This window comes from Microbacterium thalli (genome assembly GCF_028737325.1).
GTDB classification, from domain to species: Bacteria; Actinomycetota; Actinomycetes; order Actinomycetales; family Microbacteriaceae; genus Microbacterium; species Microbacterium thalli.
Map to the genome: position 1 here is coordinate 371,820 of NZ_JAQZCH010000001.1, position 25,997 is coordinate 397,816.

At 67.7% G+C, this 25,997-nt stretch carries 28 protein-coding genes and 2 tRNA genes; 18 read left to right on the forward strand and 12 right to left on the reverse strand.

All coding sequences use genetic code 11. The features are described from left to right. Positions 1-50 precede the first annotated feature (50 nt). The 4 genes from PUW82_RS01975 to trxA all read left to right on the forward strand — a co-directional run bounded on the left by PUW82_RS01975 (position 51) and on the right by trxA (position 5,280). Positions 51-2,165, forward strand: a complete 2,115-nt coding sequence (locus PUW82_RS01975) for a DUF6049 family protein (protein WP_274220665.1) — start codon at positions 51-53, stop codon at positions 2,163-2,165. Next, positions 2,162-3,769, forward strand: a complete 1,608-nt coding sequence (gene murJ / locus PUW82_RS01980; protein ID WP_274220666.1) for a murein biosynthesis integral membrane protein MurJ — start codon at positions 2,162-2,164, stop codon at positions 3,767-3,769. Before PUW82_RS01975 ends, murJ begins: the two co-directional genes overlap by 4 nt. Before the next feature lie 93 nt (positions 3,770-3,862). Continuing rightward, a complete protein-coding gene (gene trxB, locus PUW82_RS01985) occupies positions 3,863-4,888 on the forward strand; it encodes a thioredoxin-disulfide reductase (protein ID WP_274220667.1) in 1,026 nt (341 codons plus the stop codon). A gap of 68 nt (positions 4,889-4,956) precedes the next feature. Further along, entirely contained in the window at positions 4,957-5,280 is a 324-nt protein-coding gene (trxA, locus tag PUW82_RS01990; RefSeq protein ID WP_023953450.1) for a thioredoxin, read from the forward strand. A 69-nt stretch (positions 5,281-5,349) separates the two neighbouring features. Here trxA and PUW82_RS01995 read toward each other — a convergent pair whose 3' ends face one another. From PUW82_RS01995 to rpmH, 9 genes are all read right to left on the reverse strand, one after another. Next, positions 5,350-5,688: a tryptophan synthase subunit alpha gene (locus tag PUW82_RS01995; RefSeq protein ID WP_274220668.1), complete on the reverse strand. Its 339-nt coding sequence runs from the start codon at positions 5,686-5,688 to the stop codon at positions 5,350-5,352. Positions 5,689-5,721: 33 nt separating this feature from the next. Further along, a complete protein-coding gene (locus PUW82_RS02000; RefSeq protein WP_274220669.1) occupies positions 5,722-6,702 on the reverse strand; it encodes a ParB/RepB/Spo0J family partition protein in 981 nt (326 codons plus the stop codon). Next, on the reverse strand, positions 6,702-7,631 hold the full coding sequence (locus tag PUW82_RS02005) for a ParA family protein (RefSeq protein WP_274220670.1): 930 nt from the start codon (positions 7,629-7,631) through the stop codon (positions 6,702-6,704). The genes PUW82_RS02000 and PUW82_RS02005 overlap by 1 nt, the downstream gene beginning before the upstream one ends. 135 nt (positions 7,632-7,766) lie before the next feature. Then, positions 7,767-8,414 (reverse strand): 16S rRNA (guanine(527)-N(7))-methyltransferase RsmG, encoded by a 648-nt coding sequence (gene rsmG / locus PUW82_RS02010; protein ID WP_274220671.1) that lies wholly within the window; start codon positions 8,412-8,414, stop codon positions 7,767-7,769. Next, complete coding sequence (locus tag PUW82_RS02015) at positions 8,407-8,913, reverse strand: Jag family protein (protein WP_274220672.1); 507 nt, start codon at positions 8,911-8,913, stop codon at positions 8,407-8,409. The genes rsmG and PUW82_RS02015 overlap by 8 nt, the downstream gene beginning before the upstream one ends. A 46-nt stretch (positions 8,914-8,959) precedes the next feature. Next, positions 8,960-10,051, reverse strand: a complete 1,092-nt coding sequence (gene yidC, locus PUW82_RS02020) for a membrane protein insertase YidC (RefSeq protein WP_274221727.1) — start codon at positions 10,049-10,051, stop codon at positions 8,960-8,962. Positions 10,052-10,058: 7 nt separating this feature from the next. Continuing rightward, positions 10,059-10,415: a membrane protein insertion efficiency factor YidD gene (yidD, locus tag PUW82_RS02025; RefSeq protein ID WP_274220673.1), complete on the reverse strand. Its 357-nt coding sequence runs from the start codon at positions 10,413-10,415 to the stop codon at positions 10,059-10,061. Continuing rightward, entirely contained in the window at positions 10,412-10,750 is a 339-nt protein-coding gene (gene rnpA, locus PUW82_RS02030; RefSeq protein ID WP_274220674.1) for a ribonuclease P protein component, read from the reverse strand. The genes yidD and rnpA overlap by 4 nt, the downstream gene beginning before the upstream one ends. A gap of 13 nt (positions 10,751-10,763) precedes the next feature. Next, positions 10,764-10,901 (reverse strand): 50S ribosomal protein L34, encoded by a 138-nt coding sequence (rpmH, locus tag PUW82_RS02035; RefSeq protein ID WP_036304730.1) that lies wholly within the window; start codon positions 10,899-10,901, stop codon positions 10,764-10,766. Between the two features lie 434 nt (positions 10,902-11,335). Between rpmH and dnaA the strand changes: the two genes are divergently transcribed. From dnaA to PUW82_RS02080, 9 genes are all read left to right on the forward strand, one after another. Next, the gene (dnaA, locus tag PUW82_RS02040) at positions 11,336-12,622 is read left to right on the forward strand and encodes a chromosomal replication initiator protein DnaA (protein WP_372445486.1); all 1,287 of its coding nucleotides are present in this window, start codon (positions 11,336-11,338) and stop codon (positions 12,620-12,622) included. 413 nt (positions 12,623-13,035) lie between these two features. Continuing rightward, positions 13,036-14,175: a DNA polymerase III subunit beta gene (dnaN, locus tag PUW82_RS02045; RefSeq protein WP_274220675.1), complete on the forward strand. Its 1,140-nt coding sequence runs from the start codon at positions 13,036-13,038 to the stop codon at positions 14,173-14,175. 61 nt (positions 14,176-14,236) lie between these two features. Further along, positions 14,237-15,403: a DNA replication/repair protein RecF gene (gene recF, locus PUW82_RS02050; RefSeq protein WP_274220676.1), complete on the forward strand. Its 1,167-nt coding sequence runs from the start codon at positions 14,237-14,239 to the stop codon at positions 15,401-15,403. After that, positions 15,390-15,878 carry a DciA family protein gene (locus PUW82_RS02055; protein WP_210006570.1) on the forward strand — a complete coding sequence of 163 codons (489 nt, stop codon included), beginning with the start codon at positions 15,390-15,392 and terminating at the stop codon, positions 15,876-15,878. The genes recF and PUW82_RS02055 overlap by 14 nt, the downstream gene beginning before the upstream one ends. 123 nt (positions 15,879-16,001) lie before the next feature. After that, positions 16,002-18,062 (forward strand): DNA topoisomerase (ATP-hydrolyzing) subunit B, encoded by a 2,061-nt coding sequence (gene gyrB / locus PUW82_RS02060; RefSeq protein WP_274220677.1) that lies wholly within the window; start codon positions 16,002-16,004, stop codon positions 18,060-18,062. Between the two features lie 32 nt (positions 18,063-18,094). Then, positions 18,095-20,674, forward strand: a complete 2,580-nt coding sequence (gene gyrA, locus PUW82_RS02065; RefSeq protein ID WP_274220678.1) for a DNA gyrase subunit A — start codon at positions 18,095-18,097, stop codon at positions 20,672-20,674. Continuing rightward, complete coding sequence (locus tag PUW82_RS02070; protein WP_274220679.1) at positions 20,671-21,075, forward strand: DUF3566 domain-containing protein; 405 nt, start codon at positions 20,671-20,673, stop codon at positions 21,073-21,075. The genes gyrA and PUW82_RS02070 overlap by 4 nt, the downstream gene beginning before the upstream one ends. A 60-nt stretch (positions 21,076-21,135) precedes the next feature. Further along, positions 21,136-21,209, forward strand: a tRNA-Ile gene (locus tag PUW82_RS02075). Between the two features lie 14 nt (positions 21,210-21,223). Then, positions 21,224-21,296: transfer RNA gene (locus PUW82_RS02080), tRNA-Ala, on the forward strand. Positions 21,297-21,371: 75 nt separating this feature from the next. Here the strand turns inward: PUW82_RS02080 and PUW82_RS02085 are convergent. Both PUW82_RS02085 and PUW82_RS02090 read right to left on the reverse strand, forming a co-directional pair. Next, positions 21,372-21,857, reverse strand: coding sequence for an aminoacyl-tRNA deacylase (locus PUW82_RS02085; protein WP_274220680.1), 486 nt, complete (start codon positions 21,855-21,857; stop codon positions 21,372-21,374). Positions 21,858-21,862: 5 nt separating this feature from the next. Beyond that, complete coding sequence (locus PUW82_RS02090) at positions 21,863-22,441, reverse strand: DNA helicase (protein WP_274220681.1); 579 nt, start codon at positions 22,439-22,441, stop codon at positions 21,863-21,865. Positions 22,442-22,533: 92 nt separating this feature from the next. Here PUW82_RS02090 and PUW82_RS02095 point away from each other — a divergent pair, with 92 nt between their 5' ends. Beyond that, the gene (locus tag PUW82_RS02095; protein WP_274220682.1) at positions 22,534-23,091 is read left to right on the forward strand and encodes a peptidylprolyl isomerase; all 558 of its coding nucleotides are present in this window, start codon (positions 22,534-22,536) and stop codon (positions 23,089-23,091) included. 7 nt (positions 23,092-23,098) lie between these two features. Further along, positions 23,099-24,001 carry a rhomboid family intramembrane serine protease gene (locus tag PUW82_RS02100; protein ID WP_274220683.1) on the forward strand — a complete coding sequence of 301 codons (903 nt, stop codon included), beginning with the start codon at positions 23,099-23,101 and terminating at the stop codon, positions 23,999-24,001. Positions 24,002-24,074: 73 nt separating this feature from the next. Here the strand turns inward: PUW82_RS02100 and PUW82_RS02105 are convergent, their stop codons facing one another. Then, a complete protein-coding gene (locus tag PUW82_RS02105) occupies positions 24,075-24,314 on the reverse strand; it encodes a cell division protein CrgA (protein ID WP_210006578.1) in 240 nt (79 codons plus the stop codon). Between the two features lie 56 nt (positions 24,315-24,370). Here PUW82_RS02105 and PUW82_RS02110 point away from each other — a divergent pair, with 56 nt between their 5' ends. From PUW82_RS02110 to PUW82_RS02120, 3 genes are read left to right on the forward strand one after another with little or no spacing between them, the layout of a single operon-like run. Continuing rightward, positions 24,371-25,180, forward strand: a complete 810-nt coding sequence (locus PUW82_RS02110) for a class E sortase (protein ID WP_274220684.1) — start codon at positions 24,371-24,373, stop codon at positions 25,178-25,180. Further along, positions 25,180-25,338: a hypothetical protein gene (locus PUW82_RS02115; protein ID WP_274220685.1), complete on the forward strand. Its 159-nt coding sequence runs from the start codon at positions 25,180-25,182 to the stop codon at positions 25,336-25,338. The genes PUW82_RS02110 and PUW82_RS02115 overlap by 1 nt, the downstream gene beginning before the upstream one ends. Next, entirely contained in the window at positions 25,335-25,973 is a 639-nt protein-coding gene (locus tag PUW82_RS02120) for an anthranilate synthase component II (RefSeq protein WP_274220686.1), read from the forward strand. Before PUW82_RS02115 ends, PUW82_RS02120 begins: the two co-directional genes overlap by 4 nt. The last annotated feature ends 24 nt before the right edge of the window (positions 25,974-25,997 follow it).

Genomic DNA, 25,997 nt, shown 5'->3' on the forward strand with positions numbered 1-25,997 from the left:
AGACTCTGTGCGACCCTGCGGTGGGTATCGCACCGGGTCGAGATTCCGCCATGACCGTGATTCCGCCTGCCCCCGCCCGCGCCCGTCGCGGCCGTCGTGGTGCGCGCGCCCTCGGCTGGGTCGCCGCACTCGCGATCGCCGTGGGCCCGCTGCTGGCTCCGACAGCGGTCTTCGCCGACGAGTCGCCGACGCCGACGCCGACGTCCACGCCCGCGGGAACCGCGACCCTCACCGCCGCCCCGGCCGGGGCGGGGCTCGTCGTGACCGGATCGGATGCCGCCTTCTCGGTCACTCAGCGCAACGACAGCGCCCGGCCCGTCGCCGCCGGCGCCGTCACGGTATCGCTCTCGCGCAGCCCGCTGACCTCGCAGCGGGCCGTCGACGAGTGGCTGCGGCCCGCCGACGCCGCGCTCGAGGCGCCGCAGCCGACCCTCGACGAGGTCGCCCGCGCCGACGTTCCCGAGCTCGCCCCCGGCGCCGAGCAGAGCACGACCGTGACGGTGTCGGCACCCGAGAACGACCTCGCCGGGCTCGCGCCGGGCGTCTACCCCGTGTCGGTCTCGGGTCCCGGCGGCCGCTCGCGCACCGTCATCACCGTGCCGCGTCCGGATGCCGCCCCACGTGCCACCGCCGTGATCGTGCCGATCACCGCCGGACCCCGCACCACCGGCATCATCCCCTCGAGCGAGCTCGCCGAGCTGACGGCCGAGGAGGGAGCGCTGACCGCGGCGCTCGAGGCCGTGACCGGTACCTCGGCGATCCTCGCCGTCGACCCCGCCATCACCGCCTCGATCCGTGTCCTCGGGTCTTCGGCCCCGGCCACGGCGACGACCTGGCTCACCGAGCTGACCGAGCTGCCCAACGAGCGGTTCGCGCTGCAGTTCGGTGACGCCGACCTCGCGACGCAGGTGCACGCCGGCCTGCCCGCTCCGCTGCAGCCCACGACGCTCGAGCCCTACGCCGACATCGACGACTTCGCGGCATCCGGCCCCTCGGCCTCGGCCACGATCCCCGACCTCGCCGAGCTCACCGCCGTCGGCACCGCCGACAACACCGTCGCGCCCGTCCTCTGGCCAGCCAGCGGGACCGCGGGTGCCGATGTCGTCGGAGCCCTCGACGCCCAGGCCGAGGCGGATCCGGCGGGCGGGGATGCCGCTGCCCTGACGCTCGTGCCGTCCGACACCGTCGCGGGCGCGCCGGGAGCCCCGCGCGCCGTCGCGGGCGACGCCGATCTTCTCGTCTACGACGCCGCCTCGTCGTCCGAGCTCGCCCGCGCCGCGGCATCCGACGACACGGCGACGCGGGCCGCGGCGATTGCGGGAGCCACGGCGAAGATGACACTCGCCGGTGACGGCCCCCTCGTCACGGCGGTCGACCGTCCCCAAGCCGCCAGCCGCGCGAGTCTGCGTGCCGCGATCACGGCGGTTTCGGCACTGCCCGGGGCGACCCCGGCGTCGCTCACCGAGCTCATCGCCGCCGCGCCCGCCGCCGTTCAGGTCGCCGAGATCGCGGCATCCGACGACCGCGTGGCGGCGCTGCAGCGCTTCCTCGCCGACGAGGACCGGCTGGCGACCTTCGCGACGGCCCTCGTCGAGCCCGTGCAGCTCACCGCCCGCGAGCGCACGTCGATCCTGCAGTTGCTGGGCAATGCGTGGCTCGCCGACGCCGCGGCCTGGCAGACCGCTGTCGCCGCGCACGAGCAGGCGACGGCCGACACCTTCGACGCCGTCGGCATCGCCAACCCGGGCACCATCAACTTCCTGGCCACGAGCGCCCCCATCTCGGTGACGGTGCGCAACGACCTCCCCTGGCCCGTGTCTGTCGTGCTGTTCGCCGAGACCGGCGACCCCCGCCTCATCGTGCAGGAATCGACGCTCGTCGAGGCCGGTGCGCGTCAGAACACCCGCGTCGACGTTCCCGTCGAGGCCCGGGTCGGCAGCGGCGAGACCGCGCTGGACCTGCAGCTGCGCAGCGCCTCGGCCGTGCCGATCGGGTCGCCCGAGACGATCGCGCTCACGGTCCGCGCCGAATGGGAGTCTGTCGGCATCACCGCGGTCATCGCGATCGTCGTGCTGCTGTTCGCCGGCGGCGTCGTGCGAACGGTGCTCAAGCTGCGCCGACGCCGTGACGGTGGCGACGAGACCACGAAACAGGAGAACGAGTGAGCGGTATCGGCCGAGCCGGAGCAGTCGTCGCCGCGGGAACCCTCACCTCCCGCATCACCGGACTCGTCCGCAACATCGTGCTGGCGGCTGCGCTCCCGGTCATCGCCACCAGCGCGACCGGCGGTGCGGCCGACGCGTTCGCGATCGCCAACCAGTTGCCGAACAACATCTACGCGATCATCTCCTCCGGGCTGTTGGCCGGCGTGATCGTCCCGCAGATCATCCAGGCCGCGAAGCACCGCGACGGCGGCAGCGCGTTCGTGTCGAAGCTGCTCACGCTCGGCATCACCGCTTTGTTCATCACGACGGTCATCGCCGTCGTCGCGGCGCCGCTGCTGGTCGTCGCGTTCGGCTCGCGGCTGGGACCCGAGGCATCCGCCCTGACCCTCGCCTTCGCCTACTGGTGCCTGCCCCAGCTGCTCTTCTACGGCATGTACGCGCTCCTCGGCGAGATCCTCAACGCGCGCGGGGTGTTCGGACCGTTCGCATGGTCGCCGATCGTGAACAACATCGTGTCGATCGTCGGCTTCGTGGTCTTCATCTGGCTCTTCGGCGTTCAAGAAGACGTGGTCGGCTGGACGCCCACGATGGTCGCCGTCATCGCCGGCACCGCCACGGCGGGCATCGTGGCCCAGGCGGGCGTCCTGCTGCTGTTCTGGCGCCGCGCCGGCCTGCACGTCCGTCCCGACTTCCGGTGGCGGGGCATCGGCCTGCGTCACATCGGACGCCTCGCGGGCTGGACGTTCCTCATGGTCGTCGTCGGCCAGCTCGCCGGCCTCGTCCAGACGACACTCGTCAGCGCTGCATCCAGCGCCGGCGCCTCGGTGGCCGCGATGTCGTACGCGTGGCTGGTGTTCATGCTGCCTTTCTCGGTCATCGTGCTGTCGATCGGAACGCCCTACTTCACCCGACTGAGCGAGCACGTGGCCACCGGGCGCCCGGACGCGCTGCGCGCCGACCTGGATGCCGCGACGCGAACTATCGGGATCTTCATGGTCGGCGCGCTTGCGGCGATCGTCGCGGCGATCCTGCCGATCTCGCGTGTCTTCACCACCGGTCCGCAGACAGCGGCGACCTTCGCCTGGGTGCTCGCTGCCTACCTCGTCGCCCTGCTGCCCCTGTCGTTCCAGTTCGTGCTCCAGCGCACGTTCTACGCCCACCAGGACACCCGCACGCCCTTCATCTTCACGCTGGTGCAGGCGGTCCTGGTCGCCGCGACAGCCGTCACCGCGTACCTCGTCCTGCCCGTCGAATACCTCGCCGTCGGCATCGCGCTGGGGCAGTCGCTCGCGAACGTCGTGCAGCTGGTGCTCGCGGTCGTGCTGCTGCGGCGCAAGATCGGCCCCCTCGGCCTCGGCGGCGCCGTGCGCGGCGTCCTGCGCTTCATGGTCGCCGGCATACCGGCCTGCGCCGCAGGGTGGGGCGTCTCGCTGCTCCTCGCCCGCGTGTGGGGCTGGACGATCGAAACGGTCGCCGCGGCTCTCCTCGGCGGGGCGATCATCGGTCTCGCGACCCTCGTCGTCTACGTTCTCCTCCTCGCCGCCCTGCGCGCCCCCGAGCTCGGCACCGCGGTCCGCGCGGTGCGGCGCATTCTCGGCCGCTGACCTCGGCCCGTGGGAATGCCCCGCGGCTAGCATGGGTTGGACGTGTCGGGGTCTCCGCGACGCGGATTCCAGACCCTAGAAAGGGATGTCGACGTGCGACAGGTCATCATCATCGGTTCCGGTCCGGCCGGCTACACCGCCGCGATCTACGCGGCCCGGGCCAACCTGAAGCCGCTCCTCATCGCGAGCTCCGTCGAGGCCGGCGGTGAGCTCATGAACACCACCGAGGTGGAGAACTTCCCCGGGTTCCCCGAAGGCATCATGGGCCCCGACCTCATGACGAAGATGCAGGAGCAGGCCGAGAAGTTCGGCACCGAGGTCCTTTACGACGACGTCGTCGAGCTCGACATCGCCGGCCCCGTCAAGAAGGTCACCCTTGGCAGCGGCGCCACGCACGAAGCCGACAGCCTGGTCTTCGCGACCGGCTCCGCTCCCCGCAAGATCGGCATCGAGGGCGAGAGCCGCCTGTCGGGCCGCGGTGTGTCGTACTGCGCCACCTGCGACGGGTTCTTCTTCCGCGAGCGCACGATCGCCGTCGTCGGCGGTGGCGACTCGGCCATGGAGGAGGCGACGTTCCTCACGAAGTTCGCGTCGAAGGTCTACGTGATCCACCGCCGCGACGAGCTGCGCGCGTCGAAGATCATGCAGAACCGCGCGATGAACAACGACAAGATCGAGTTCGTCTGGAACAGCGAGGTCGCCGACATCCTGGGTGAGGATGCGGTCACCGGCGTCGTCCTGCGCGACACCGTCGACGGATCGACGCGTGAGCTCGCGCTCGACGGCATCTTCGTCGCGATCGGTTATGACCCGCGCACGCACCTGGTGCACGGCGCGCTCGACCTGACCGAGCACGGCACCGTCTGGGTCGACGGCCGCTCGTCGCGCACCTCGGTGCCCGGTGTCTTCGCCGCCGGTGACGTGATCGACCCGACGTACCGCCAGGCGGTCACGGCCGCCGGCAGCGGCACCGTCGCTGCGTTGGATGTCGAGCACTACCTCGCCGCTCTCGGCGAAGGTTCCGAGCCGGCGCCCGACGCCTCGCCCCTGCTCGGGCGCCCCGACGAGGGCCTCGAGTCGCTCGTCGCCGAGACCGAGACGGCCGGCGGCGTCGCCTGAGCGGCGCACGGAACAATTCCCCCGCCCGCGTCGTTGACGTAGGCGACACCCTTTCGAAGGAGATCCACATGACCGCCAAGGCCACGACCGAGAGCACCTGGCAGCAGGACGTTCTCGACGCAGACGGACCCGTCCTCGTCGACTTCTGGGCTGCGTGGTGCGGTCCGTGTCGCATGGTCGGTCCGATCCTCGACGAGATCGCGACCGAGCACCCCGAGAAGATCACGGTGCTGAAGCTCAACGTCGACGAGAACCCCAACCTCGCCATGCAGTACCAGATCACGTCGATCCCGGCGATGAAGGTCTTCAACAAGGGCGAGGTCGAGAAGACGATCATCGGCGCGAAGCCGAAGTTCGCTCTCGAGCAGGACCTCGCCAGCTACATCGGCTGACACAGACATCGGGAAGACCCGGTCGGATTTCACATCCGATCGGGTCTTTTCTGTTGCTCCGGAGCGATATCAGGACGCGTCGGCGCGCGTGGCGGCATCCCACCGGCGGTGCGGCTCGCTGCCCAGGAGGCGCCACACCGCACGCGTGAGCTCGGGGTGATCCATGGCGATCTGACGCAGCACCCGGTAGTTGCGCGCGTTGCTGGGTCGACCGCCGCCGTACGCCGCGATGTTCTCGGCGCGCAGCATCAGCACGACGAGCTCGTCGACGGAGGGAAGCTCCTCCATGAACTCCCAGGGGTCCTCCCCCGCACGCAGCCGCTCTTCGACGAGAACCGAGAGCTCATCAGCCGCCTCCGCACGCAGCAGTTCGACGCTGGCGCGCCTCGGGGTCGGTTCCTCACTCACCGAACAAGCCTACGTCGCACCGCCGACAGCGGCTCAGCGTGCGCCGTACGCGTCCTCACCGAGTTCGGCGAGGATGCGGTTGAGGTCCTGGATCGTCGCGAAGTCGACGACGATCTGCCCCTTGCGCGCGCCGAGCGAGATCTTCACCTTCGTGTCGAGACGGTCTCCGAGGCGTCCCGCGACGTCGTCGAGGTGCGCACGCACTCCCCCGGGCTTCGGAGCCGGCGTCCGCGTTCCTGCGGCCTCGATGGTCTTGGCGGCGGCCTCCGCCGCACGGACGGAGAGATCCTCGTTGACAATCTTGTCGGCGAGGCGCTGCATGCCTTCCGGACTCTCGACCGAGAGGATGGCGCGAGCGTGACCCGCGCTCAGCACACCGGCTGCGACGCGCTGCTGCACGGGCATCGGCAGGCGCAGCAGACGGATCGTGTTGCTGATCTGCGGTCGTGACCGACCGATACGCGTCGCGAGCTCCTCCTGCGTGATCCCGAAGTCCTCGAGCAGCTGCTGGTAGGCCGATGCCTCTTCGAGCGGGTTCAGCTGCGAACGGTGGAGGTTCTCGAGCAGGGCGTCGCGCAGCAGGTTCTCGTCGGAGGTGTCACGCAAGACCGCGGGGATCGTCGCGAGGCCGGCCTCACGGGCGGCGCGTGTACGCCGCTCGCCCATGATCAGCTCGTACTTGCCGTCCTCGTTCGTCCGCACGACAACGGGCTGCAGCACGCCGAACTCCCGCACGCTGTGTACGAGCTCTGCAAGGTCGTCGTTATCGAAGTGCGTGCGCGGCTGGCGCGGGTTGGGAACGATATCGTTCGGGTCGACCTGAATGAGGGCCGTTCCGGGGATGGAGACGAGCTCAGCGGCCTCCGGCTCGGGCGCGGACGACCCGGTCGTGTCGTCGGCGACCGCTGCAGACTTGGCTCCCGGGAAGAACACGTCGACGGGACGGGCCTCCGACTGGTCCGACGTGGGAATGAGTGCGCCGATACCTCGGCCGAGTCCCGTGCGCTTCGCCATCAGGCTTCTCCCTTGTTCTCGTGCGTCGCCGCGGAGGCGCGCTGTGCGATCTCGACGGCTGCCTCGCGGTACGCGACCGCGCCGGCCGACTGACCATCGTATGCGATCACCGTCTGGCCGAAACTCGGCGCTTCCGACACCCGGACCGAGCGCGGGATGACGGTCCGCAGCACTTCCCGCGGGAAATGCTGCCGCACCTCGTCCGCGACCTGCTGTGCGAGGCGCGTGCGGCCGTCGTACATCGTGAGCAGGATCGTCGACAGGTGGAGGCGCTCGTTCAGGTGCTTCTGGATCATGGAGACACTGCCGAGCAGCTGGCTGAGGCCCTCGAGCGCGTAGTACTCGCACTGAATCGGGATGAGCAGCTCGTGGGCAGCCGTGAAAGCGTTGATCGTCAGCAATCCGAGCGACGGCGGGCAGTCGATCAGAACGAAGTCGATCCGATCCGTTGCTGACGCCAGGTACTCCTCGACCGCGGTGCGCAGGCGATGCTCGCGTGCGACCTGCGACACGAGCTCGATCTCGGCGCCCGCGAGGTGGATGGTGCTCGGCGCACACAAGAGATTCGGTGACTCCGGACTGACCTGCACGATGTCAGCGAGAGGGAACTGGTCGATCAGGACGTCATAGACGCTCGGCACGTCCGCGCTATGGGGAACCCCGAGCGCCGTCGATGCGTTGCCCTGCGGATCCAGATCGATGACCAGGACGCGGGCGCCCAGCGATGCCAGGGACGCGGCGAGATTGACGGTTGTCGTCGTCTTGCCGACGCCACCCTTCTGATTCGAGACCGTGAGTACCCGCGGTTCGCCGGTGAAGTCGATGCGCACGGTGTCGAGCGCGCGGCGCCGCGAGGAGAGGTCGGCGATCTCGCGCGCCAGTGGTGAATCGAACGTCAGCGACGCTCGTCCCGATTCGGACTCTGCCATTCGTTCAACTCCTCGATGTCGATCTCAACTGTACGGAAGGGTGCCGACGTCCGTTTCACGTGAAACACGCACGGGGACCTGCGACGGTGTTTCACGTGAAACGGGAGCACCTCGGCCCATGTTTCACGTGAAACGTCAGCGAACCCGTGCGCGGATGACTCGGGTCGGCTCGGGGATGACGCCCTCGCCGACGACCTGCACCGACACGTCACTCAGGCGGAAACGACGGATTGCCTTCTCCGCGGCATCGATTTCCGCCTGAGCATTAGCGCCCTTGAGCAGGATGACCTCGCCCCCGTCGCGAACGAGCGGGGCCGTGAGAGGGATCAGCGTGCGGAAGGCACTGACAGCGCGCGCGGTGACCGCGTCGAGCGTGGGACCGCGGTTCCATTCCTCGGCGCGCGTCCGGACCACCTCGACATTGTCGAGACCGAGAGAGTCGACCTGCTCCGTCAACCACGTGACGCGACGCTCCATCGTCTCGATCAGCACCCACTCGACGTCGGGGCGAGCGATAGCCAAGACGAGGCCGGGCAGGCCAGCGCCCGAACCGACGTCGCCCACCCGTCCATCGAAAAGCGGAGCGGCGGCGGCGCAATTGAGGATGTGACGCGACCAGAGGCGAGGCAGTTCGAGAGGCCCGATCAGACCGCGTTCCTCGCCATGCTGGGCGAGTGCGTCCGTGTACTGGCGCGCAAGGTCTGCGCGAGCCCCGAAGACGGCGTCGACGACGCCGTCGGGTTCCGCCTCGACGAGAGGCGTTTCACGTGAAACATCAGCCATGGCGGATGACCGTGTGACGGTCTGCGCCTTCGCCGTAAGACTCTGAGATCACGCCACGCTCTGCGGCGATGTCGTGGACCAGCTTGCGCTCGTAGCTCGACATCGCCGGCAGCGATGCCTGCGACGCTCCCTCTGCGAGCCGCGACACCGCGCGGTCCACGAGGCTCTCCAGCTCGCGACGGCGAGCATCGCGCGAACCGCCGATGTCGAGGATGAGGCGGGAGAAACGACCCGTCTTCGTCTGGACGGCGATCCGCGTCAGCTCCTGGACCGCCTGGACGACATCCGGCTCCGCCAGCACCCGCAGAGCACGAGCCTCGTCGGCCTCGACCGAGACGTATGCACGGCCCGCGCGAACGTCGAGGTTGAGGTCTCCGTCGATGTCCGCGATGTCGAGGAGCCCTTCGAGGTAGTCCGCGGCGATGTCGCCCTCACGCTCGAGCTCTTCGACGGTCGCTTCCGTGCGCTCGACGGCCGGGGATTCGGTGGGGTTGCTCATGGTGTCCTCGGGATGATCGAGTCGGTTGCCGTCAAGGGGTCGCGGGTCAGCCCTGCGACCCACCCTTGTTGTTGGACTGCTTCTTCGCGCGCTGCTTGCCCATGGGCTGCTGACGCTTCGGCTGAGCCGCGCGGGCACGCTCGGCCTCTTCGACCAGGCGCTGCTGCTCGGCCTGGTACTTCTCCATCGTGATGACGCGACCCTTGGCGTCGAGCGCCTTGCCCTTGCGTGCCAGGCGCTCCTCGCGTGCCTTCGCCGCCTCGGACCCGGGGGTCGGAAGGTTGCGGATGACGATGAACTGCTGCGCCATGGTCCAGATGTTCGAGGTGAACCAGTACATGACGACACCGAGCGGGAAGAAGACACCCGAGAAGATGAACGCCAGCGGCAGGACGTAGAGCATGATCTTCTGCATCTGATACGCCTGGCCGGTCTTGGCCTCGGGCGACAGGTTCTTCGAGATGATCTGCAGCTGCGTGATGAACTGCGACGCGATCATGAGCACGACGAGGATCACCAGGATGATGACGGTCGCCGTCTGACCGAGATTGATCGCCTCGATCATGTTGGTGTGCAGGGGCGCGACGTCGAACAGCTGCGCGTCGTAGAACTGTTTCGTCAGCTCGGTGTTGAGCAGGCCCACGCCGCCCACGCCCCATTCGGCGTGCTTCTTGACGTCGCTGAGCGTGTAGAACATGCCCAGGAGGATCGGCATCTGCACCAGCAACGGCAGACAGCTCGACACCGGCGTCGTCCCGTGCTTCTTGTACAGCGCCATCGTCTCGCGGCTCATCGCCTCACGCGAGAGCTGATCGCGCTTACCGCGGTACTTCTCCTGGATCTTGCGCATGTCGGGCGCGAGCTCCATCATCTTGCGCTGGCTCTTGATCTGCCGCACGAACAGCGGGATCAGCGCCGAGCGCACCACGATGACCAGGCCGATGATCGACAGCACCCAGGTGGCACCGGCGGCAGCCGGCATGCCCACGGCGGTGAGGACCCAGTGCCAGAAGACCAGGATCGCCTCGACGAGGAACTTGAACGGCCACATGATCGTGCTGAAGAAGTCAGCACCGCCGGGAGGAGGAGTCGTCGGGGTCGGCACGACGGGAGTCGGCGTGGCGAGGAAGAGATCCAGCACGGGATCAGTCCTTTCTCGGCGGCACGACGAAGCCGTGCCTGGTCAGGGTGTGGCGGAAGTCCCGGTGAGCGGGGACGTCGTCGACGCCTCCGGCGGCCCACGGGTGGCAACGGGCGAGGCGCGCCGCTGCAAGAGCGGAGCCCTTCACGAGGCCGTGCTGCTGCACGGCGCCGACGGCATAGGCCGAGCAGCTCGGGTAGTACTTGCAGACATCGCCGTACAGCGGCGATACGACCGATCGATAGGCGTGCAACACCGCGATCCCGGCATTCCGGGGCATGAGCGGCACGGATCGGACGAAGGATGCCGCCGTGATGCGGCCCTCGCCGGTGGACGCGATGGGCAACGTGGACCAGCTCATGATGCTGCTCGTCGCCGAAGACACCGCGTCACCTCGTCGCGCAGTTGGGAGAAGTCCGATCCGGCGGCCGAGGGCAGCGCGCGGATCACGATGTCCGAGCCGTCGCGCAGTTCGGGCAGAGCCTGCGCGCACACGGCTTTCAGCCGCCGGCGCACGCTATTGCGCACGACGGCTGATCCGACTTGCTTGCTGACGATGAAACCGAACCGAGGCGATCTGTTCGTCCCGGTGGAGACCACGTAGGTCACGGTATGCGCTGCGGCACACCGAGCACCCCCGCGGACGACGGCCTTGTAATCCGCCCCGCGCGTGATCCGGTTTCCGCGCGCCAGCACTGAAGAGGCTGTATCAGGCCGACAGCTCGGTGCGGCCCTTGCCGCGGCGTGCCGACAGGATGGCGCGGCCGGCGCGGGTGCGCATGCGGGCGCGGAAGCCGTGCTTCTTGGCGCGGCGGCGGTTGTTGGGCTGGAACGTGCGCTTGCTCATGAGGATCACTCCGGATCGGCGGTCACCCGAACACTTGCAGACCGGGGACACTGGGTACAGGACTGCCCGTGCGGGCATAAGTCAACCGGCTAAGGCTACGTCGTGATCCCTGGTAATTCAAACCGGCGCCTCGGGAACCGGTAATTATCCACCGCTGTGCACAGGCGCTGGCGACGACACGCGGGCCGGAACTACAGTGGATTTTGCGCTGTCGTGGCGGCATGACTAGCGTGTCACGGTCAGTTATCCACAACTATCCCCAGTTATGGGCCCGAAGCTGTGGACAAGTATCGATCACCGCGGGAGAAGACGTGGCTCAGCATGACCTCCCGGACGTCCCGGTATGGACGGCGGTCCTCGACCTCCTCGCTGATGACGACCGGGTGACCCCGCAGATGCAGGGCTTCCTCAGCCTCGCGGTCGCGCAGGGAGTCATGGGCGGCACGCTCTACCTCGACGTCCCGAACGACCTGACCGCTGCGCAGCTGAACAAGCGCCTGCGCCAGCCGATCATGGAGGCGCTCGCGCACGTCCACGTCGAGCCCGGCGCATCGAGCTATCGCGTCGTGGTCAATCCCGAGCTCGCCGATGCGCATCTCACGGCGCCGATCCCGGTGCAGTCGGCATCGGCACCCGCGCCGCTGCGCCCCGCCGGCGAGGAGTACGTCGAGACCCCGGTCTCCACGTCGCGCCACGACACCCGCCTGAACCCCAAGTACACGTTCGACAACTTCGTCATCGGGCAGTCCAATCGTTTCGCGCATGCCGCGGCCGTCGCCGTGGCCGAAGCGCCCGCCAAGGCTTACAACCCGCTCTTCATCTACGGCGACTCGGGTCTCGGGAAGACGCACCTCCTCCACGCCATCGGCGACTACGCGCTGAACCTCTACACGGGGATCCGCGTCCGGTACGTCTCGAGCGAGGAGTTCACGAACGACTTCATCAACTCGATCGCCAACAACCGCGGATCCGCCTTCCAGGCGCGCTACCGCGAGGTCGACATCCTGCTCATCGACGACATCCAGTTCCTGCAGGGTCGCGCCGAGACACAGGAGGCGTTCTTCCACACGTTCAACACGCTGCACGACCACGACAAGCAGGTCGTGATCACCAGCGACGTGCCCCCGCGTCACCTCACCGGGTTCGAAGACCGCATGCGCAGCCGCTTCGAGTGGGGTCTGATCACCGACGTCCAGGCGCCCGACCTCGAGACGCGCATCGCGATCCTGCGTAAGAAGGCGCAGTCCGAGCGACTGCTCGTGCCCGACGACGTGCTCGAGTACATCGCGACGAAGGTGTCGAGCAACATCCGCGAGCTCGAGGGGGCGCTCATCCGCGTCTCGGCGTTCGCGAGCCTCAACCGCTCGAACCTCGACATCTCGCTCGCCCAGACGGTTCTGCGCGACATCGTCGACCAGGATGACGCGAACGTCATCTCCCCCACCGACATCATCACCGCGACGGCGCAGTACTTCCGCCTGTCGGTCGACGACCTGTACGGTTCGAGCCGCTCGCAGGCCGTCGCGACCGCACGCCAGATCGCGATGTACCTGTGTCGTGAGCGCACGAGTCTGTCGCTGCCGAAGATCGGTCAGCTGTTCGGCAACCGCGATCACACGACGGTGATGTACGCCTACAAGAAGATCAGCGAGCTCATGAAGGAGCGCCGCTCGATCTACAACCAGGTCTCCGAGATCACCGCACAGCTCGGTCGCCGCTGACGCCACGCCGGGGCGTCACGCTCGGCTTGACACTCCGCAGCGGAGGTCTCATCATGCGGTTCTTCACAGTGTGGAAAACCTGTGGATAACTCGGATTCGTCGTCGAACAGATGTGAACGAATCACATCCGCTCTGTGGAATCCCGTCCGACGGACGCGTCTGGGTGCCCATCCCGTTCCCGCATCCATCCGCAGCCGGCTCACAAGTTACAAGCGTGTGGTTCCCGTCTCCTGACAGCGATCCACCGACTTATCCACAGTTTCCACAGCGGAGATGAAGAAGACAGAGATATCTAGAGAGAAATGGGATTCGATCACCTCGACGGCGAGGGACCCCGGTCGAACCCCGCTTCGGGAACCGCTGCACGTGGGCACTAGCATGGGAGAGCTTTCAACCTCGACAAGGGAGCACCAGTGAAGTTCCAGGTCAATCGCGACGTCTTCAGCGAGGCTGTGTCGTTCGTCGTGAAGCTCCTTCCGCAGCGGAATCCTCAGCCGATCCTCGCGGGTGTGCTGATCGAAGCCACCGACGCGGGTCTCTCGCTGTCGGCTTTCGACTACGAAGCGTCTGCTCGCACGACGATCGAAGCGACGATCGACGACCCGGGCACGATCCTCGTGCACGGACGTCTGCTGTCCGAGATCGCCAGCCGACTGCCGAATGCTCCGATCCAGATCGCGGTCGACGATGACGGCATCGTGCTCACGTGCGGCTCCGCGCGCTTCACGCTCGCGTCCATGCCGGTGCAGGAATACCCCGCGATCCCCGAGGTCACCGGTGATTCCGGTGTCGTTCCCGCCGACGACTTCGCGACCGCCATCGCCCAGGTCGCCTTCGCCGCCTCTCGCGATGACGTCACCCCCGTGCTCACCGGTGTGCAGCTTGAGGTGACGGGCACGCAGCTCAGCCTGGTCGCGACCGACCGCTACCGCGTGGCTCTCCGCGACATCCCGTTCGACAGCGGCATCGCTGCCGACGAGAACACCACGACGGCGCTGGTTCCCGCCCGCACGTTGACCGAGGTCGGCAAGACGTTCGCCCACTCGGGTGACATCACCGTGTCGTTCTCCGGCTCCGGTGACCGCGAGATCATCGCCTTCACCGCCGGCAACAAGACGGTCACGTCGCTGCTCATCAAGGGCAACTTCCCGCCCGTGCGGCGCCTGTTCCCCGAAGCGACCGACCACCACGCGGTCGTCAACACCGGTGAGCTGATCGAGGCCGTGCGCCGTGTCGCGCTCGTGCTCGACCGCTCGGCGCCGCTGCGTTTCACGTTCGGAGCCGACGGCGTCTCGATGGATGCATCCGGTACCGAGCAGGCGCGCGCGACGGAATCGGTCGACGCGACCCTGACCGGCGACGAGGTCGTCATCGGGCTGAACCCGCAGTACCTGCTCGAGGCGCTCGCGGCCGTCAAGAGCGAGTTCACGCGCGTGACCTTCACCTCGAGCGAGAACGCGAACAAGCTCAGCCCGATCCTCATCACCCCGCAGACCTCGGGCGGCGTCGAGTCGTTCAAGTACCTGCTGCAGCCCAACCTCCTCCTGCGCTGATCCTCTGCGCCGGGACGTCGCCGGCGCCGGGCATGTCAGGACCGAGAACTAGGGTGATCCGATGATCGTGGAGCAGCTGAGCCTGGTGGACTTCCGCAACTATGCGGCTGCCGAGCTCACCCTCGCTCCCGGAGCGAACGTGTTCGTCGGGCGCAACGGCCAGGGCAAGACGAATCTGGCCGAAGCGATCGGGTACTTCGCGACCCTGGGATCGCACCGGGTATCGCAGGATGCGCCGATGGTGCGCGACGGCGCGGATGCCGCCTTCGTGCGGGCGCGGCTCGCGCACCGCGAACGCCGGGTGCAGCTCGAGGCGCAGCTCAACCGCTCGGGATCCAACAAAGCGCGGGTCAACGGCTCCCCCGTCCGCACCGCGGAACTCCCCCGCTACGCGCAGGTCGTGCTGTTCGCGCCCGAAGACCTGCAGATCGTCCGCGGCGACCCCTCCGCTCGGCGCCGATTCGCCGACCAGCTGCTCATCCAGCGGGCGCCGCGCCTCGCCGGCGTGCTCGCCGACTACGACCGGGTCCTCAAGCAGCGCAACGCTCTGCTCAAGTCCGCGCGTTCCCGGGGTGTCCGTGGCGACTCTCTGTCGACCCTCGATGTCTGGGACGACAAACTCGTGACCCTGGGCACCGACGTCATCCGGGCGCGGCTGCGCCTCGCCGCCGAACTCGCGCGGCCCCTCGCCACCGCCTACACCGCGATCGCCGGTGCCGATCATCGGCCGCAACTGCAGTGGGCGCTGTCGGTCGGCGGCTCCGATCCCGAAGAGGACGACTCCCCCGCCGAGGCGGCGGTGGCGGATGCCGCAGCCATCGAGCAGCTCTTCCGCGCCGCCCTCGCGGAGCGGCGCACCGCCGAGCTCGATCGCGGCATCACGCTCGTCGGACCGCACCGCGACGACCTCGTGCTGCGCATCCGCGACCTGCCGGTGAAGGGCTACGCGTCGCACGGTGAATCGTGGTCGGTCGCGCTGTCGTTGCGGCTCGCGTCCGCCGAGCTCCTGCGGGCCGAGTCGACGCTGGGTGATCCCATCGTCATCCTCGACGACGTCTTCGCCGAGCTCGACGCTGACCGGCGTGCGCGGCTCGCGGGCATCGTCGCCGACTACCAGCAGGTGATCGTCACGGCCGCGGTCGCCGAAGACGTGCCGGTGGAGCTGCGCGCGCGCACTGTCCGCGTTGAGGCCGGCACCCTCCATGAGGTCGACGATGCCGAATCCTGACCAGCTGCCCGAGACGATCGCCACGTATCTGCGGCTCCGCGGGCTCGAGCCGTCCGGCCGGTGGAAGAAGCGCCGGCGCACCCGGACCGACGACGACGAGAACCAGCCCTTCACCTCGGGGCGCGACCCGAAGGGTCTCGGCGACGTGATCGCCGACCTCACGCGGCAGGCCGGGTGGGATGCGCAGCTCTCGCGAGAGGACCTGGTGCTGCGTTGGGCCGAGGTCGCCGGCGAGGAGACCGCGCGGCACGCCTCTCCCGTCGCCCTGTCGGACGGCGTGCTCACCGTGCAATGCGACTCGACGGCGTGGGCGAAGAACCTCCACCTCATGCGCGCCGCGATCACGACGCAGCTGGTGAGAGCGTTCCCGCAATCGGGCGTCGAGACGGTCCGTTTCGTGGGGCCGGACGTCCCCTCCTGGAAATGGGGTCCCAGAGCCGTTCCAGGGCGGGGCCCTCGCGATACCTACGGTTGAGCCACGTCCCCAGTCGTCGAATCCGCGTTTCGTTCGCCATACGGGCGCTGAGCGCCGCGGGGCGAGAGCAAAACCGGTAGACTGGGCGGGACCGACCGAACCGATGTGGAGCGCTCGAAACCTATGACGTCTCAGAATTCCGACAGCGTTCCCGAAGACCCCGAGATCCCCGCCGAGGCGGCCGCCGAGACCTCCTCGAAGGTCACGAACGAGTACGGCGCTGATGCCATTCAGGTGCTCGAAGGTCTCGAGGCGGTCCGGAAGCGTCCGGGAATGTACATCGGATCCACGGGCGAGCGCGGCCTGCACCACCTCGTCTACGAGATCGTCGACAACGCGGTCGACGAAGCCCTGGCCGGCTACTGCGACACGATTCACGTGACGATCCTCGAAGACGGCGGCCTTCGGGTGGTCGACAACGGCCGCGGCATCCCGGTGGACCCGCATGCCTCGGACCCGACCAAGTCCACGGTCGAGGTCGTCCTCACGGTGCTGCACGCCGGCGGCAAGTTCGGCGGAGGCGGGTACGCCGTGTCCGGCGGTCTGCACGGCGTGGGATCCTCGGTCGTCAACGCGCTGTCGACGCGGTTCGACGTCGAGATCAAGCGTCAGGGATCGGTCTGGCGTCAGACGTTCGCCGACGGCGGCAAGCCGCAGGCTTCCCTCGCGAAGGGCGAGGACAGTGAAGAGACGGGGACGACGGTCACCTTCTGGCCCGACGGCGACATCTTCGAGACCGTCTCGTTCGACTACGACACCCTTCGCACCCGTTTCCAGCAGACGGCGTTCCTCAACAAGGGGCTGCGCATCACGCTGACCGACGAGCGTGCCGAAGCAGCTGTCGTCGTCGACCTCGACGAAGGCGGCTCGGAGTCGCAGCAGCGTCACGACGACTTCCTCTACGAGCGCGGCCTCGTCGACTACGTCGAGTACCTCAACAAGCTGCGAAAGACCGAAGTGGTCAACGACGAGATCATCGAGATCGAGTCCGAAGACACGGTCCGCCACATCTCGCTCGAGCTCGCGATGCAGTGGACGACGAGCTACACCGAGAACGTGTTCACCTTCGCCAACACGATCAACACCCACGAGGGTGGAACGCACGAAGAAGGCTTCCGCGCCGCTCTGACGACGAAGGTCAACGCTTACGCGCGCGAGAAGGGCCTGCTCAAAGAGAAGGACGACAACCTCACCGGCGACGACATCCGTGAAGGCCTGACGGCGGTCATCTCGGTCAAGCTCTCCGAGCCGCAGTTCGAGGGGCAGACCAAGACGAAGCTCGGGAACACCGAGGCGAAGGCCTTCGTCCAGAAGATCGTGGGCGACCAGCTCACCGACTGGCTCGACCGCAATCCCGCCCAGGCCAAGCGCGTCATCATGAAGGCCGTGGATGCCGCGTCCGCGCGTCTCGCGGCGCGCAAGGCGCGCGAGACCGCACGCCGCAAGAGCGTGTTCGAGTCGGCCTCGATGCCCGACAAGCTGAAGGACTGCACGAGCAAAGACCCGTCGATCTCGGAGATCTTCCTCGTCGAGGGAGACTCGGCCGGTGGTTCGGCGGTGCGCGGCCGCGACCCCGAGACGCAGGCGATCCTGTCGCTGCGCGGCAAGGTGCTCAACGTCGAGAAGGCACGGCTCGACCGTGCCCTCGGCAACAACGAGATCCAGGCGATCATCTCGGCCTTCGGCACGGGCATCGGCGAGGACTTCTCGGTCGAGAAGGCGCGGTACCACAAGATCGTGCTGATGGCCGACGCCGACGTCGACGGCCAGCACATCACGACGCTGCTGCTGACGCTGCTCTTCCGCTACATGCGCGGGCTGATCGAGGCGGGCTTCGTCTACCTCGCGATGCCGCCCCTGTACCGCCTGAAGTGGACCAACGCCGAGCACGAGTACGTCTTCAGCGACAAGGAGCGCGATGCGCTGCTGGCCGACGGGCTCGCGAACGGCAAGCGGATCCCCAAGGAGTCCGGCATCCAGCGCTACAAGGGTCTCGGTGAGATGAACCCGAAGGAGCTGTGGGAGACGACGATGGACCACAGCACCCGCACACTTCGCCAGGTGACGATCGACGACGCTGCGGCGGCCGACGAGATCTTCTCGGTGCTCATGGGCGAGGACGTCGAGTCCCGCCGCACCTTCATCCAGCGCAACGCCAAGGACGTCCGCTTCCTCGACATCTGATCGAGAGAGCGACATCGAGAAACTGAGAACGCATGTCTGACGAAGAACGTCCCGACCTCACGCCTGCCCACAACCACGGCAACATCGACCAGGTCGACCTCCAGGTCGAGATGCAGCGCAGCTACCTCGACTACGCGATGAGCGTGATCGTCGGGCGTGCGCTGCCTCGTGTCGAGGACGGGCTCAAGCCCGTGCACCGCCGCGTGATCTACGGCATGTACGACGGCGGTTACCGTCCCGACAAGAGCTACTCGAAGTGCGCCCGCGTCGTCGGCGAGGTGATGGGTCAGTACCACCCGCACGGTGACAGCGCGATCTACGACGCGCTCGTGCGTCTCGTCCAGCCGTGGTCGCTGCGCTACCCGCTCGCCGACGGTCAGGGCAACTTCGGCTCGCCCGGCAACCAGGGCGCCGCGGCCCCCCGGTACACCGAGACGAAGATGGCGCAGCTGGCCATGGAGATGGTCCGCGACATCGACGAGGACACCGTCGACTTCGAGGACAACTACGACGGCAAGACGCAGGAGCCGGTCGTCCTGCCCGCGCGCTTCCCGAACCTGCTCGTCAACGGCTCGGTCGGCATCGCCGTCGGCATGGCGACGAACATCCCGCCGCACAACCTGCGTGAAGTCGCCGAAGGCGCGCTGTGGTCGCTCGAGAACCCGGATGCCTCGCGCGAAGAGCTGCTCGAGGCGCTCATGTCGCGCATCCACGGCCCCGACTTCCCCACCGGTGCGCAGATCCTCGGCACCAAGGGCATCCGCGAGGCCTACCGCACGGGCCGCGGCTCGATCACGATGCGCGCCGTCATCGAGGTCGAAGAGATCCAGGGCCGCAACTGCCTCGTGATCACGGAGCTGCCCTACCAGGTCAACCCCGACAACGTCGCGCTCAAGATCCGCGACCTCGCCCGCGACGGCAAGATCACCGGCATCGCCGACATCCGCGACGAGACGAGCGACCGCACCGGTCAGCGCCTCGTGATCGTGCTCAAGCGCGACGCCGTCGCGAAGGTCGTGCTGAACAACCTGTACAAGCACACGCAGCTGCAGGAGAACTTCGGCGCCAACATGCTGGCGATCGTCGACGGCGTGCCGCGCACGCTCCCCCTCGACGGCTTCATCTCGTACTGGATCGAACACCAGATCGAGGTCATCGTCCGTCGCACGCGCTACCGGCTCAACGAGGCCGAGAAGCGCATGCACATCCTGCGCGGCTACCTCAAGGCGCTCGACGCCCTCGACGAGGTCATCGCGCTGATCCGCCGCTCCCCGACGGTCGACGAAGCGCGCGAGGGCCTGAAGAGCCTGCTCGACATCGACGACATCCAGGCGGACGCGATCCTGTCGATGCAGCTGCGCCGCCTGGCCGCACTGGAGCGTCAGAAGATCATCGACGAGGCGACCGAGCTCGAGCTCAAGATCGCCGACCTCAACGACATCCTCGCCACCCCGAGTCGGCAGCGCACGATCATCGCCGAGGAGCTGACGGCGATCGTCGACAAGTACGGCGACGAGCGTCGTACCCACATCCTGCACGGCTTCGACGGCGACATGTCGATGGAAGACCTCATCCCCGAAGAGGAGATGGTCGTCACTGTCACGCGCGAGGGCTACATCAAGCGCACGCGCAGCGACAACTACCGCTCGCAGCACCGCGGCGGCAAGGGCATCAAGGGCGCTCAGCTGCGCGCCGACGACGTCGTCGAGCACTTCTTCGTCACGACGACCCACCACTGGCTGCTGTTCTTCACCACCAAGGGGCGCGTCTACCGTTCCAAGGCGTACGAACTGCCCGAGGCCGGCCGCGATGCCAAGGGCCAGCACGTCGCCAACCTGCTCGCGCTGCAGCCGGGCGAGGAGATCGCGCAGATCCTCGACATCCGCGACTACTCCGCCGCGCAGTACCTGGTGCTCGCGACCCGTGACGGCAAGATCAAGAAGACGGCGCTGTCGGAGTACGACACCAACCGCCAGGGCGGCGTCATCGCGATCCGCCTGCGCGGTCAGGAGGAAGAGACCGGCGGCGACGAGCTGGTCAGCGCCCTCCTGGTCGACGAGGGCGACGACATCCTCCTCATCACCCGCAAGGGGATGTCGCTGCGCTTCTCGGCCACCGACGACGCGCTGCGTCCGATGGGCCGATCGACCGAGGGCGTGAAGGGCATCTCGTTCCGCGAGGACGACAGCCTGCTCTCGGCATCGGTGGCGCGCGGCGAAGGTTACGTGTTCGTCGTCACCGACGGCGGCTACGCCAAGCGCACCGCTGTCGACCAGTACCGCACGCAGAGCCGAGGCGGCTTGGGCATCAAGGTGGCCAAGCTGAACGACGATCGGGGCGTCCTCGCGGGCGGCTTGATCGTGTCGGAGAGCGACGAGGTCCTCGTGGTTCTTGCCAGCGGCAAGGTGGTACGCTCCTCCGTGGCCGAGGTCCCGGCCAAGGGTCGCGACACCATGGGCGTCGTTTTCGCCCGGCCCGGTGACGACGACCGGATCCTCGCGATCGCCCGGAACGGCGAGCGAGGCCTGACCGAAGAAGCGGCATCCGAGGATGCCTCCGCCGAGGATGCACCCCCGTCCGCGGAAACCGAAGAGAGTAGTTCTGACGCATGAGCACGGTCGCCGACAAACTCGCGAAGAAGTCCACGAGCAAGACCAGTGCCAAGCAGGTGCGCCTGCGCCTGGTGTACGTCGACTTCTGGTCCGCGGTGAAGCTGTCGTTCCTGGCGGCGGTGGCGTTGGCGATCGTCACGGTGGTGGCGACGTTCCTCGTCTACATGGTGCTGAGCACGACCGGTCTGATCGACCGGGTCGATGAGCTGTTCGTCGCGTTCTCGAACGGCGACTTCTCGATCAAGCAGTTCCTGAACCTGCCGCAGGTCATGGCGTTCTCGGCCATCGTGGCCATCCTGAACCTCATTGTCATCACCGTGCTCGGTGCCGTCGTCGCCGGCATCTACAACGTGATGGTGAAGGTCACGGGCGGTCTGCTGGTCGGATTCACCTCCAATTAGTGAAATCCCGGTTCGTCCGGTAAAGTCTTGGAGGTTGCCGACGCAGGAATGCGTCGGAACGGGGCTATAGCTCAGGCGGTTAGAGCGCTTCACTGATAATGAAGAGGTCCCAGGTTCAAGTCCTGGTAGCCCCACCCCGAACCCCCACGGGGCCTTAGCTCAGCTGGTAGAGCGCCTGCTTTGCAAGCAGGATGTCAGGAGTTCGAATCTCCTAGGCTCCACAAACATCGAACGCCGGAATCCTTGCGATTCCGGCGTTTCGTCGTCTACGGCCAGGTGGCCAGCCGGCGGGGGAGTCAGCGCGGGCGCTGCTCGGTGATATCCGCCACCGTCGCGCCGTAAGCCGCGATGAGGGCGTCTGCGTCGACGAAGAGGCTGTATCCGTGCGCACCGGCGCCCATGGCGATACGGCGACCCACGATCGACGCGTCGGCGAAGACGGGCCAGTCGGTCGTGCTGCCGATCGGCACGATCGTGCCGCGCTCGTATCCGGTCGCGGCGAGGGCGAGCTCGGGCTCGGGCAGCCGCAGCTTGTTCACGCCCACGACCGCTCGGAGCTTGGGCCACGAGATGACGCGGTCTCCGGGGACGAGCGCGAACAGGTAGGTGTCGTCACTGCGCTTGACGACGAGCGTCTTGACGATGTCGTCGGGCTCGAGGCCCAGCAGCGCGGCCGCCTCGTCGAGGCTGCCGGCGTCGGGACGCGCACGCACGACGACATCGAGCCCACGCTCGGCCGCTGCGAGGCGGACGCGAGACGTGGGCTCGATGTCGTCGGTCATTCGATTCAGGCGTCGGGAGCGCGCAGCGGGTCGTCCGCCACCCACAGCTCGTCGTCGGCACGAAGCGTCTGCCAGGCGGCGTAGAGCACACCGGCGGCGGCTGCGACACCGAGGACGAGCGCGATGACGCCGCCGGCGCCGCGCTTCTTCTTGGGCTCGGGAAGGGCGGCACGCGACTGGAACGTCTTGGTCGCCTTCTTGCCGTACTTCGCGGCGTTCTTCTTGACCGAGGACAGGTCGAGGTTCACACCGCGCCCGTGCGCGATGCGCTCACGGGTGTCGTTGGCGGCGTCCCAGACGGAGAGTGCTCCGCCGACGACGGCACCGGCCGCCGGGATCAGCGCGCCGTTGTACACCTTGCGCGTCGCGCGGACGCTCTTGTCGACGTACGGCGCGGCGTACTGCGCGTACGAGTGCTGCACAGCCGGCTGGACGTGCTCGCGGCTGTAGTTGCCGAGCTGGTTGCCGGCTTCACGAGCGACCTTGGCGGCCTCGCCAACCAGGACCTGCTGCGACTCCCACAGGGTGTTCGCCTGCTTCTGGAGCTTGCGGAGTTGCTTCTTGCGCTTGCGGCTGAGGCTCACGTGGGCCCTCCCTGCATCGTGGGACGTTTTCCCTCATCTTGCCAGAGAGCGCCCACGCCAGCAGGGCATTGACAGGTGCGAGAATGGCAGACATGCCTCAGCACACTGCAGTAGCGACGATTCACACCAATCACGGCGACATCGTCGTCAACCTCTTCGGCGATCAGGCGCCTCGCACGGTGAAGAACTTCACCGGTCTCGCCGACGGCTCCGGCGAGTGGACCGACCCCGCCACGGGCAAGCCCGGCCAGGGCCCGCTGTACACGGACGTCATCTTCCACCGCATCATCCCGAACTTCATGATCCAGGGCGGCGACCCGCTCGGTCAGGGCATCGGCGGCCCGGGCTACAATTTCGACGACGAGATCAGCCCCGAGCTCGACTTCCAGAAGCCCTACATCCTCGCCATGGCCAACGCCGGTCTGCGTCGCAACGCGATCACGGGCAAGGCCGAGGGCACCAACGGCTCGCAGTTCTTCATCACCACCGACCCCACCCCGTGGCTGCAGGGCAAGCACACGATCTTCGGCGAGGTCGCGGATGACGCGTCGCGCCAGGTCGTCGACGCGATCGCCGCGGTGAAGACCGGTGCCGGCGACCGCCCGATCGAGCCCGTCGTCATGTCGTCGATCGACGTCACCGCGGTCTGAGCGGTTCGTGAGCGCGTCCGAGCTTCGGAGCAACCCCGACAACTTCTGCTACCGGCATCCCGATCGGCAGAGCTTCGTGCTCTGCCAGCGCTGCTTGCGCACGATCTGCGCGGAATGCCAGACGCCGATGCCCGTCGGGGTGATCTGCCCCGAGTGCCTGCGTGAGCAGCAGAAGAGCTCGGGCGCGCCACGACCCCGGCGCGCACCCCGTGTCCTGCGTGCGGTGCGCGCCGATGACTCCCGGCCCCTGGTGACCTACGGCATCATCGGCCTGACGTTCTTCGTGTTCGTCATCACGCTCATCCCGGGAGTCGGGCTGATGGCGCGGCAGGCACTCGCGCTCATCCCCCCGTTGCTCTACCCGTCGTTCACCGGATCGTTCGAGCCGTGGCGACTGTTCACGGTGCTGCTCGTCCACAGTGGCTTTTGGCACGTCGCCCTCAACATGCTGGCCCTCTGGATGCTCGGGCGCAGCCTCGAGCCGATGCTCGGCCGGCTGCGCTTCCTCTGGCTCTACCTGTTGAGCGGGCTCGGCGGTTCGGTCGCCGTCGTGCTGCTCGGGTTCACGACGCCGGTCGTCGGCGCCTCGGGAGCGATCTTCGGGCTCTTCGGCGCATTGCTCGTGATCGGTCGCCATATCGGCGCGAACATCACCGGAATCGCGGTGGTCCTGGGGATCAACCTCGTCCTGACGTTCCTCCCCCTGCTGACCGGGGCCCTCGGGGGAGCGGCGATTCCCCAGGTGTCGTGGCAGGCCCACATCGGGGGCCTGATCGTCGGCGTCCTCGTCGGAACGATCTACGCGCGCACGCGCGCCATCCGCAAGCAGAGGCTGCAGTCGCTGCTGCTCGGGGCGACGGCCGTGGGTCTGATCGCGCTGCTCGCGGTGCCGCTGGCGATCTACGGCTGAAAGTTATCCACAGGTCTATCCCCAGGTGGGGATGGAATCACACCGGTGTAACTCACCTGTGGACAGAGTGGTCTCAGCGCCAGCGCGTCGTCATGAGGAACCCGATGAACGCGATGCCGAAGCCGATCACGAGGTTCCAGCCGCCGATACCGGGCACGGGCAGCGTGGAGTTGCTGAGGTAGAACACGAGCACCCACACGAGTCCGATGAGCATCAGTCCCAGCATGATCGGCTTGAACCAGACCGGGTTAGGTGCGTCATCTGCGGGGCGTCGCTCCACGGTCGGGTCGTCGTGGTCGCTCGAAGATGCCATGGAATGAATCCTAACTGTCAGCCGCGCGATAACCTGGGCGGCTAAACTTCCCGATCGTGGAGACCGAACCGCACACGCGCCGCTCGCGACGCCCCGCGCGACCACGACCGTCGCGCCCGCGTCGACGCACGAGCGTCGTCGGCGTGCTGGGGGAGTTGCTCCTGACTGCCGGCGTCGTGATGTTGCTGTTCGTCAGCTGGCAGATGTGGTTCGGTGACATGATCATCAGCTCGCAGAAGCAGGCCGAGGCCTCCGCTCTGGCGCAGCAGTGGGCGGATGCCGCCCAGTCGGCGCCTCCGTCCGAAACTCCCGAACCGGCCGAGACCTCCGAGGCTCCCGCCGAACCCGCACCGCCCGTCGTTCCCGTGCTCGACGAGCCCGGCCACGGCGCCGAGTTCGGGATCATGTACATCCCGCGCTTCGGTCCGGACTGGCAGTTCAAGATCGCGAGCGGCACGGCGAAGAAGTCGATCCTGGATGCCGGTTACATCGGCCACTACGAGGGATCTGCGATGCCGGGCGCAGAAGGCAACATGGCCGTCGCGGCGCACCGGTGGACGTCGGGCGCTCCGTTCGATCCCGTCGATCGTCTGGTCATCGGCGACGCCGTCGTCATCCAGACCCAGGACGGCTGGTACACCTATCGCTTCCGCAACGTCGAGTACGTGCAGGACACCGCCATCGAGGTCCTCAACCCCGTGCCGCAGCAGGTCGACCTCGCCGCGAACGGCCGGTACCTCACTCTCACGAGCTGCGCGCCGAAGCTGAACATGCTCGAGCGCATCATCTCGTACGCGGTGTTCGAGGAGTTCACGCCGACCAGCGCCGGTCCGCCGGCATCCCTCTCCCAAGGAGCGCCTGCCTGATGTATGCCGCACTCTGGCGCGTCTTGCCCGGTCCGTGGTGGATCCGCGTGATCATCCTGCTGATCCTCGCCGCCGCCATCGTCTATGCGCTGTTCTTCTACGTCTTTCCCGAGATCGCGCCTCTCTTCGCACCCGCCGAGGAGTCGACGGTCGGGTGACGCGCGTCCTCGTCGTCGACAATCACGACAGCTTCGTCCACACCCTCGTCGGCTATCTGCACGAGCTCGGCGCGACGACGGCGCTGGTCGAGGCCGACGCCGTGACCGATCCGGCCGGGTCGATCGTCGGGTTCGACGGTGTTCTCGTCTCGCCGGGACCCGGAACGCCCGAGGATGCCGGTGCCTCGATCCCGATCGTCGCGGCCGCGGCATCCGCGCGCACGCCGGTGCTGGGGGTGTGCCTCGGTCATCAGGCGATCGCGGTCGCGTTCGGCGGCCGTGTGGGGGAGGCCCCGGAGCTCATGCACGGGATGACCTCGGACGTGCTGCACGACGCGTCGGCGCTGTACCGGGGGATGCGGCATCCGTTCGTCGCCGGCCGGTATCACTCGCTCGCGGTGGATGACGGGCACCTGCCGGACGAGCTCGCGGTGACCGCGCGCACACCCGAGGGCACCGTGATGGGGATCGCCCACCGCTCGCTGCCGATCCAGGGCGTGCAGTTCCACCCCGAGTCGGTCCTCACCGAGGGTGGTTACCGGCTGCTCGGCAACTGGCTCGCCTCGATCGGACTCGACGGAGCCGACCGCGCGGGCGCGGGTCTGCAACCGCACCGCGCGTACGCGCCGCGCTGACAGCCGAAAGACCGCAGCGCGGCG